7 protein-coding genes are annotated in these 9,903 nt (G+C 67.4%); 2 read left to right on the forward strand and 5 right to left on the reverse strand.

Annotated elements, in window-relative coordinates; translation table 11 throughout:
• Nucleotides 1-31: 31 nt before the first annotated feature.
• From AB0J16_RS58325 to AB0J16_RS58335, 3 genes are all read right to left on the reverse strand, one after another.
• Nucleotides 32-1,573, reverse strand: a complete 1,542-nt coding sequence (locus AB0J16_RS58325; RefSeq protein ID WP_358557673.1) for a cellulose binding domain-containing protein — start codon at nt 1,571-1,573, stop codon at nt 32-34.
• 94 nt (nt 1,574-1,667) lie between these two features.
• Nucleotides 1,668-2,909 carry a cellulose binding domain-containing protein gene (locus AB0J16_RS58330; protein WP_358557652.1) on the reverse strand — a complete coding sequence of 414 codons (1,242 nt, stop codon included), beginning with the start codon at nt 2,907-2,909 and terminating at the stop codon, nt 1,668-1,670.
• 256 nt (nt 2,910-3,165) lie between these two features.
• Nucleotides 3,166-5,145, reverse strand: coding sequence for an alpha-L-fucosidase (locus tag AB0J16_RS58335; RefSeq protein ID WP_358557654.1), 1,980 nt, complete (start codon nt 5,143-5,145; stop codon nt 3,166-3,168).
• Nucleotides 5,146-5,718: 573 nt separating this feature from the next.
• Here AB0J16_RS58335 and AB0J16_RS58340 point away from each other — a divergent pair.
• Both AB0J16_RS58340 and AB0J16_RS58345 read left to right on the forward strand, forming a co-directional pair.
• Nucleotides 5,719-7,140, forward strand: a complete 1,422-nt coding sequence (locus AB0J16_RS58340; RefSeq protein ID WP_358557657.1) for an endo-1,4-beta-xylanase — start codon at nt 5,719-5,721, stop codon at nt 7,138-7,140.
• A gap of 86 nt (nt 7,141-7,226) precedes the next feature.
• Entirely contained in the window at nt 7,227-8,375 is a 1,149-nt protein-coding gene (locus tag AB0J16_RS58345; RefSeq protein WP_358557659.1) for a LacI family DNA-binding transcriptional regulator, read from the forward strand.
• 48 nt (nt 8,376-8,423) lie between these two features.
• Here AB0J16_RS58345 and AB0J16_RS58350 read toward each other — a convergent pair whose 3' ends face one another.
• A complete protein-coding gene (locus tag AB0J16_RS58350) occupies nt 8,424-9,443 on the reverse strand; it encodes a LacI family DNA-binding transcriptional regulator (RefSeq protein WP_358557662.1) in 1,020 nt (339 codons plus the stop codon).
• Between the two features lie 234 nt (nt 9,444-9,677).
• Nucleotides 9,678-9,903 (reverse strand): non-reducing end alpha-L-arabinofuranosidase family hydrolase (locus tag AB0J16_RS58355; protein WP_358557665.1); only part of this gene is annotated, 226 nt, incomplete at its 5' end.

The raw sequence follows: 9,903 nt of genomic DNA on the forward strand, positions 1-9,903 counted from the left end.
GTGCTCACCTTCCTTGAGGCGCGAGGTTCCACTACGGGGTCGTGCAGGTGACGCCGGTGGGGGCGGTCGAGCCGTTGCCGGTGGCGGTGAAACCGAACGTCGTCGCCCCGTCGCCGGCGATGGTGCTGTTGTAGGCGGTGTTCTTGACGGTGACCGCGCCGCTGGTGCCGGTGTTCACGCCGTTCCAGAGGCTGGAAATGGTCTGTCCACCGGCCAGTGTCAGCTTCACGGTCCAGCCGTTGAGCGTGGACGGCCCGTTGTTGCTGACGGTCACCTCGCTCTGGAAGCCGGTGCCCCAGTCGTTGACCAGCCGGTACGTCGCCGTACAACCGCTCGGCGTGGGCGTCGGCGTCGAGGAGGTGCCGCCGCTGACCCGGTACACGACGGTGCCGTGCGACGGCACGCCGGCCGAGATGGTACCGGTGCTGGTGCTGACGGTGTTCGTCCACGCGTCGCGCAGGGTGAACGAATCGCCCGCCAGGCCGATCGCGGACGCGGTGGTGCTGATCGTGGTCGTGCTGCCGCCCTGGTTGAACAGGGCGACCGCGACGTCGCCGTTGCCGAGCTTCTTGGCCAGCACGCGCCGGGTTCCGTCGTTGCTGACCTGGCGTGCCTGCAGGCCGAGCGGGTCCTGGTTGATGGCGATCAGGTTCTGGTTCTTCAGGATGGTCGTCGTCGCCGAGTCCATGGTGCGCAGGTCGTTCCCGGCGATGAGAGGCGAGGCCATGATCGCCCAGAGCGCGAAGTGGCTGCGCATCTCGGTGTCGGTCATGCCGCCTCGGCCGATCTCCATCATGTCGGGGTCGTTGAACGCGCCCGGCTTGGCGTACGACGCGAGTGGGACGGTGACGTCGACGATGTTCTGGATGCCCATCGGGTACCCGTTCGTCTGGCCGGTGTTCCACTTGTTGGTGATGTCCTCGGTCGTCCGCCACATGTTGGCGACGTCGCCCCAGTCGCGCTGAGGCCCGGTCTTCGCGTGGATGCTGTTCGGGTTGATGCTGAAGACGATCGGTCGCCCGGTCGCCGCCAGCGCGTCACGCATCTTCGCGAACGTACGGACCTGGTCGTCGATGGTGCCGTTGGGCGAGCACCAGTCGTACTTCAGGTAGTCGACGCCCCAGGCGGCGAACTGCTTGGCGTCCTGGACCTCGTGACCCTGGCTTCCGGTGGCGCCCGGGTAGCCGCCGAAGTACTGGGCGCAGGTCTTGTCCACGGGCACCTGGTAGATGCCGAACTTCAGCCCTTTGGCGTGCAGGTAGTCGCCGAGGGCCTTCATCCCGCCGGGGAAGCGCGACGGATCGCCGTGTAAGTTCCCCGTGGAGTCGCGGGTGGGGTTGAACCAGCAGTCGTCGACCACGACGTACTTGTAGCCGAGATCGCGCAGGCCGGAGCCGACGATGGCGTCGGCCATCTGCTTGATCAGCGTCTCGTTGATGTTGCAGCCGAAGGTGTTCCAGCTGTTCCAGCCCATGGGGGGCGTGCGGGCGACCCCGTTCTCCAGAGCGCCCGCCTGGTCTTCCAGGGCGATCAGACCGCCTACGAGAATGCCGGCGGCGAGAAGAACTCCCACCTTGCGCAAGGACCCTCCTTGAGGTGAGCGACGGACATCGGGCGGGGCGGCCGACCTCGGTGAGGGGGCATCGGCCGCCCCGATGAACGCAGGGTCAAGGGCTGGTGCAGGTGGCGGTGGGAGTGGCCGCGGTGCCGGTGGCGGTGAAGCCGAAGGTGGTGGACGCGCCCGCCGCTATGGAGCCGTTGTAGGAGGCGTTGCGAACCGTCACGGCGGAGCCGGAGCCGCTCTGCGTGCCGTTCCACAGGCTGCTGATGCTCTGTCCACTGGGCCAGGTCCACTTCACGGTCCAGCCGTCGACCGGCGCGCTGCCCGCCCAGACCGTGACGGTCGACTGGAAGCCGCCCTCCCAGCTGTTGACGGTCTCGACCGTCGCCGAACACACCCCCGGAACCGGTGTCGGCGTCGGCGTTGGTGTCGGTGTCGGGCCGCTCTGGAACTGGGTGAAGAACTTCCACACCTCCGCCGGGACCCAGGTCCGGGAGCCGCTGTCGCCGCCCGCCCCGTCCTGCGGGGCGGCGATGTGACCTTCGTCGAACGCGGCCCACACGACCGGATGCCCGGCCGAGCACCCCGAATAGGTCGTGACTCTGTGCGTCAGGCTGCCCTGCGCCGGCTCGGGCGGGTTCTGGGCGGTGCAGCCGTTGTTCCTGACGAACCGGTCACGAAGAGATCGTCCGCCGGAGATGTTGAGCACGCCGTCCCGGATGCCGTGGATCCCCATGTAGGCGATGGGCTGGGCGCCGCCACTGCACCCGCTCAGCTGCCCGCCGGACTGGACCGCGACCGCACGGAAGACGTTCGCCCTGGCGCACGCGATCGCGTACGACATGGCGCCGCCGTAGCTGAAACCCGTGGCGAACAGCTGCGTGGTGTCGACGCACAGAGCACCCTCGATCTGCCTGACCATGTCGTCGACAAAGGTCAGGTCTTCACCGTTGGAATTGCCCCAGCCGTTGTTGAAGCCCTGGGGGGCGACGAAGATCGTACTGTTGTTCGCCAGGCGCTGCAGGCCGTAGTAGGCCCAGACGTCCCGTTGCACGGTCTGACCCGTGGCGACATCGGTAGCGGTGCCACCCAGCCAGTGGAGGCCGAAGATCAACCGGTAAGGGTGGTTCATGTCGTAGTTGTCGGGGACCTTGAGAATGTAGCTGCGATTCTTGCCGCTGGTCTGAATCGAACGCGTACCACTGGCCAGCCCTGGTGCCTTGCCACATCCCGTAGAGGCCGCCAAGGCGCCGGCTGTGCCTGTGGCGGTCGTGCTGAGGCTGGCGCTCAGCGCCGGGCCACCTGCGGCCACCAGGACAGCGAGTACCACGACCGCTAAGGCGGTCACTAAGGATCTGCGTTTTGACATCGTGCAACTCTCTCTGCCGATCCGATGTCGGCGTACGTCGATGGGAGGATCAGTCGCAAGGGGTGCAGGGGGGAGACGGCGTGGACGAGGTGTTCTCCGCGACAGGCGGCATCGGTGGCGGCACTGCTCGGAGTCGATCCAGAGATGCGTTATCGATAACACGCCACGGTGTAAGGGCGCGCCTGCCGCGGGTCAACGCTGAAAGTCTCATCGTGGCTCGTCGGCGGCCATCGCGTCAGACCGCGGTGATGGTCCATTGCAGGTTGGTGCTGGAGTCGGGACTCCATAGCTTCACGTTGGAGCCGACGGTGGTGTTGCCGCCGCTGTCCAGTGCGGTGCCGGTCCCGCGGTTGATGATCTGGTAGCGGCCGTTGCCGAGGTTGCTGAGTCTCCATTGTTGGTTGTTGCCGCTGTTCCAGGCGGCTTGCAGGCAGTAGGCGCCGTTGGCGGTGTTGCCCCCGCTGTCGGCGACCATGCCGTTGGTGCGGTTGACGAGCCGGTAGTACCCGTTGCCCAGGTCCGCCGGCTGCCACTGCAGGTTGGTGCTGCCGTCGTAGTTCCACTGCTTGAGCGGCGAGCCGGAGGCGACGTTGCCGCCGCTGTCGAGGGAAAGGTTGGTGGTGACGTTGGTGATCCTCACCCAGGTGGTCGGGAGGGGGCCCGAGCCCGGGGCGGGGATCTGGCCGTTGAAGGTCAGCTTGACCACGTACGCCGGGGCGCTGAACGGGGCGGTGGACGAGGGCATGGAGATGTGCAGGGCGGAACCGTCCTGGGCGCGGTTGGGCAGGTTGATGTACGAGCCGGCCGTGGAGCCCAGGAGTTGCGCCGAGGCCAGGTTGCCGAGGTTGATCCGGTTCGAGTTCAGCGTCGTGATGTCCAGTGTGCCGCCCGGCCAGCCCAGCACGGTGGCGTACAACACGGTGTTGTCCTTGCTGCGGGTGAAGCGGATGTCCCGGTTGGTTCCCGGTCGTGGCTCGACGAAGGAGCCGCCGCCCATCTTGGTGGGGCCCTCGCCGTAGCTCGCCCAGGCTCGGGTGGCGTAGATGGATTCGCCGAAACGCTGCAGGTAGTCCCCGATGCCCAGCAGGATCGACCGCTGCCCGGACGGGATGGTGCCGTCGGCCATGGGGGCGATGTTCAGCAGCATGTTGCCGTTCTTGCTGACCCGGTCGATCAGCGCGTGCAGCATGGCGTTGAGGGAGTAGTAGCCGATGCCCGCGGTGTAGCACCAGCTGGAGCTGGAGATGCTGTCGTCGGTCAGCCAGTAGGGATTCTGGATGTCGGCCGGCCCGCCGCGTTCGTAGTCGAAGACCTCGCCTTTGGTGTTGAATCCGTCCTTGTAGGTGGCGACCACGTCCTTGTTCCAGCCGATGGCCTGGTTGTAGTAGGAGGCGAGGAAGTTCAGGCGCTGGGACTCGGGGATCTGGCTCAGGTTGAAGTCCTGCCAGATGATGTCGGGCTGGTAGCCGTCGATGACCTCCTTGAGCTTGTCGTACCAGAGCTGGTTCTCCGTGGCCCTGTCGAGCTGGCCGTACAGCTTCTTGAGGGTGGTGGTGGACTGCGACGGAACCCACTGGTAAAAGCCGGTGAAGTTGAACGCGTGGTGCAGGGACACCAGCAACTTCAGGCCCTTGGCTCGGATAGCGTCGGCGTGTAATCGCAGCAGGTCGAGTCTGGGCCCGGTGGCGACCGAGTTCCACTCGTTCACCCTGCTGTTCCACATCGAGTAGCCGTCGTGGTGCTCGGCCACCGGTCCCGCGAATTTGGCGCCGGCGTCGGCGAACAGCTGGGCCCACTCGTTGGGGTCGAAATTGCCGCCGGCGGACTTCAGCTTCGGCGCGAACTGCAGCCAGTTGCCTGCCTTGTCCCGGCCGCCGTTGATGAAGTTGTGGTACGGCCACACCGAGGGATCACCGTAGACGCTCTTGTGGTGATTGTTCTCGTTTGAGCCGTTGTTGTACATGTTGCGCGGGTACCACTCGTTGGCGAAGGCGGGAACGCTGAACACGCCCCAGTGGAAGTAGATGCCGAACTTGGCGTCCTGGAACCACTCCGGAGCCGGCGGGTGCTGGTCGACCGATGACCAGCTCGGCGTGTAGCTGCTCGGAGCACTGGCCGTTAGCGCGGGCCTGGTGCCCAGCAGGCCGCTGACGGTGGCGACCGCGGCCGTGCTGAGCAGCCTGCGGCGGCTGAATGAGTACGACGTCGAGGACATGGGCGGGAGCCTCTCGGGAGGGGGAGGACGCGCGGTGGGCGGGCTATGAAGTCGTACGGAAGGTGGCGTCGTGTCGGCCGGCCAAGGCGAAAAGTGCGTTATCGATAACACAGCGTCTAAATGCTTCCCCGGAGCATGTCAAGGACCGGACGCAGTGGTTACTGCTGGCGCCGCGGCAAGGGACTGCGGCCATCGAGGCGCAAATGGTGCGGGGCGCTGGGACATCTCTCCTTTCGCCGGCCGGAGACCCGTCACCGTCCACGGAGCCGGCGCTGATGAAACGTTCATCAACGCTGCCTGCGGCAGGCCATCACGAAACGCCCAGTGTCGAAGCGTGCCGGCCATGAGTCGAGCGGCCGACGGTCACGAGGGAGGCGGCGAAACTTTCGGGAGACCCTTGACATGTTTCGTGCCGGTTTCCACACTGAGTCCCCGAACGGGCTGCCTTCTGCCGAGGTCGGTGGTGGACGGCAGGAGCGCGGCTCGTGACGCGGTCCAGGCGGCAGGCAGCGTGCTGATTCGCACGGACTCTTCCGAACCCTCTCTTCCGCATCCCCTAGTGGAGGCTCAGGCATGGGCGAAAAACGCGTACTCGCATCGGGCGCCCGGGCGTTGCTCGCCGGCGCACTCGGCATACTCACCGCGCTGGTGGCAGCCAGTCCCGCAGGCGCCGCCGCGGGAACATTGGGCGCGGCGGCGGCGCAAAGCGGGCGCTATTTCGGCGCCGCGGTGGCGGCAGGTCATCTCGGCGAGTCGGCGTATGTGACGACGTGGGACAGGGAGTTCAACGGGGTCACCGCCGAGAACGAGATGAAGTGGGGCCCCATCGAACCCTCCCGTGGCTCGTTCAACTGGGGCCCGGCCGACCAGATCGTCAACCACGCCGTGAGCAAAGGCATGAAGATCCGCGGCCACACCCTGGTCTGGCACTCTCAACTGCCCGGATGGGTGAACGGCAACATGTCGGCCGCCGACCTGCGCTCGGCGATGACCAACCACATCAACCAGGTGATGGGCCACTACAAGGGCAAGATCTACGCCTGGGACGTGGTCAACGAGGCCTTCGCCGACGGTGGCGCGGTCGGGACGCTGCGCAGCTCGGTGTTCACCCAGAAGCTCGGCAACGGCTTCATCGAAGAGGCCTTCCGCGCCGCACGCGCCGCCGACCCCAACGTCAAGCTCTGCTACAACGACTACAACATCGACGACGCCAACGCCGGCAAGACCCGCGGCGTCTACAACATGGTTCGCGACTTCAAAGCCCGCGGCGTCCCCATCGACTGCGTGGGCCTGCAGTCGCACTTCGGGAACCCGCCCGCCAACTACCAGCAGAACATCGCCCAGTTCGCCGCGCTCGGCGTGGACGTGCAGATCACCGAGCTGGACATCGGCGGCTCCGGCTCGGCCCAGGCCGACGCCTACCGCCGCGTCACCCAGGCCTGCATGGCGGTTTCCCGCTGCACGGGCATCACCGTCTGGGGCATCACCGACAAATACTCATGGCGCAGCGGCGACACACCCCTGCTCTTCGACGGCAACTACAACAAGAAACCCGCCTACGACGCCGTCCTGAACGCCCTCAACGGTGGCTCCACCCCGCCTCCCACGGGCGGCGGCACGATCAAGAGCACCTCTTCCGGCAGATGTCTGGAGGTGGCCAACGCCTCCCAGACCAACGGCGCCCAAGCCCAGATCTGGGACTGCAACGGCCAGGGCAACCAGCAGTGGACCTCCACCAGCTTGGGTGAGCTGCGGGTCTACGGCAACAAGTGCCTGGACGTCAACGGCGGCGGCACGGCGGACGGCACCAGCGTGATCATCTGGGACTGCAACGGCCAGGCGAACCAGCAATGGCGCATCAACTCCGACGACACCGTCACCGCGGTCGGCGCGAACAAGTGCCTGGACGTCGTCGGCGCGGGCACAGCCAACGGAACCAAGGTGCAGATCTACTCCTGCTGGGGCGGATCCAACCAAAAGTGGACCCGTAGCTGACCAAACTGCTGAGAGCCGGTTCGCGGAAACTCGCGCGGACCGGCTCCTCCTCCGCCAGACGATGGAGTTCTCGTCGCCATTCTCCCTTGACGGCAGGAATCAAGGGAGCGGACGTCACCGACTTCAGGAAGGCGGGCTACCCCTTGACGGAGGCGGCCGACACCTACAACGTGAAGGCCCTCGACATCTTTGGGGGTACCGGTCACATGCCACCGAACGACACTCCACCAGGCCGGTCCGCGAGCATCTGGGACGTCGCCCGGGTGGCCGGCGTCTCCCAGCAGACCGTCTCCCGCGTCATCAACGACAAGACCCGTGTGAGCGCATCAACCCGGGCCAAGGTGATGCAGGTCATCGCCGAGCTCGGTTACCGGCCCAACCGGCTCGCCCGGACGCTGGCCGGCGGCCCGGTGAGCTCGGTCACCGTGCTGACCTCGGACACCGCCCTGTTCGGCGCCGCCGCCACGCTGCGCGGCATGGAGGAGGCGGCCAGGGCGGCTGGCTTCTCGGTGGGCATCAGCGTGCTGGAGCCGGGCGCGAGCGAAACGGACATCGCTCTGCGCCTCAACCGGCCCCAGGAGCCCGTCATGGTGATCGCCTACGACGGCCCCGGCGTGCGCGCGTTACGCGCGCTGCCGCCGGACGTGCTGGTGACAGCCGCGGTTGAACGCCCCGAGAGCGGCTCGGGCGACGATCCATGGGAGGTCTGGTTGGATGACCGGGCCGCCGCGGCGCACGCGACGCGCCACCTGCTGAGCTTGGGGCACAAGACCGTCCAATACGTGGCCATTCCGTCCTCCACCAGTGCGCTTCCGCAGCGGACCCGTGGCTGGCAGGACGCGCTCCGGGCGACCGGACGACCCCTGCCCGAGCCCCTGCAGGCCGGCTGGACTCCCCGCTCCGGGTATCTCGCCGTGCGCTCCCTGCTGGCGGACCACTCGGTGAGCGCCATCCTGTGCGGCAGCGACGATCTCGCCCTGGGCGTCATGCGGGCCGCGCGCGAGGCGGGACGGGATATTCCCGGCGACCTCAGCGTGGTCGGCTTCGAGGACACCCCGGCGTCGGCCTACCTCTACCCCTCGCTCACCACCGTACGGCTCGACTTCGAGGGTCTCGGCCGCGCGTGTTTCGGCCTGCTGCTGCGCAGGCTGCAGCCGGAGGCCGCCCTGTCCCTTTCGACCTGGAACGAGCCGGAACTGATCGCGCGGGAGAGCAGCGGCCCGTCGCCGGTCTGACGCTCACCTGTGAGCAGGCGGCCGCCCCGCTGCCCCGGAGGCCGGGCTTCAGCTCAGGCGTGCGGGAGGGCCGGTGCTGTCGCGGACGACGAGTTCGGTGGCGAGTTCGATGCGGCTGTGTGACAGCGGCTCGCCATGGGCGAGCTTCAGCACCATCGAGGTGGCCGCGGAGGCCATCTGTCTGAGGGGCTGGCGGATGGTGGTCAGCGGCGGGATGGCCCACCGTACCGAAGGCATGTCGTCGAAGCCGATCACGCTGAGATCGTCCGGAATGCGCAGGCCGAGCTGATGAGCCGCGTGGTAGACGCCGATGGCCTGACCGTCGTTCGTGGCGAAGATCGCGGTCGGCCGGTCGGGCAGGCGTAACAGGCGCAGTGCCGCTGCCAGGCCACCCTCGATCAAAAAGTCCCCACGGGCGACCAGCCGCGGGTCAACGGGCACGCCGGCCATGTCCAGGGCGGTGCGGTAGCCGTCGAGACGGGCCCGGCTGGACAGCGCGGAGTCAGGCCCGGTGATGATGGCGATGCGGCGATGCCCGAGCTCCAAGAGGTGGCGGGTGGCCGCGAGCCCGCCGTTCCAGTTGCCGGCACCGATCGACGGGATGTTCTTGCCGGAAGCGTCGGCCGGATCCAGCAGGACCAGCGGGATCTCGCGGCGGGCGAGCGTTTCGTGCTGGGTTTCCGTCAGACCGGAGAACACGGCGATCACTCCGCTCGGACGGCGTCGCAGCACACCCTCCACCCAGGCGTCTCCAGCGGTGTGGTCGCGGCGGAGGTCCGATATTCCCACCACGATCTCGTGCTCACGAGCCACCTCCGCCACGCCGTTGGTGATCTCGACGGGATAGTCGCCCTCCAACGCGTGGAAGACCAGCTCCACCAGGGCCAGCGAGGTGGATCGGCGGCGCTGCCGCCGGTAGCCGTGCTGGCGGATGAGCTTTTCCACGGCGGCGCGGGTTTCGGACGACACCGCGGATCGGCCGTTCACTACCTTGGAGACCGTCGCGGTGGAGACTCCGGCCAGCTCGGCGAGCTGGGCGATGGTGAGGGGGGACGACTCCATGGTCATGGCGGCAGTCTAGCTACGGTGGGGCCGACGGGGATCTCACAAGATCAAGGTTGCGCGCCCAGGGTGCACAGGACCGTGCGCGGGGCGGGTCTGACCAGGTGTCTCCCTCAGGCGGGTAGGTGGCGGGGCATGGTCCTGGGTCCTGGGCACGGCGGACACTTCCAGTCCGCCGCGTCCAGGACCCGGTTCACCATGACCCGGGCGGGGCCGCCCTTGCCCGAGCCCGCCACGCCATTAGCGCTGCAGTGTCAGCACACCCGGCCGGTAGGGCAGGAGACCGTAGTCGCCGCCCGAGCTGGGGGAACGTCCCTGGTAGAGCAGCTGCAGATTGCAGGGGTCAACAGTCATGGTCTGATCGGGGTTGCTGCGGACCAGATCGCCGTGGCTGATGTCGTTGGTCCAGGTGGCGCCGCTGTTGGCCTTGCCGGCGAAGGGGTTGCCCTCGGTCGCGGCCTGCGGT

Origin of the sequence: Nonomuraea sp. NPDC049750 (assembly GCF_040659625.1) — a bacterium.
Classification (GTDB): Bacteria; Actinomycetota; Actinomycetes; order Streptosporangiales; family Streptosporangiaceae; genus Nonomuraea.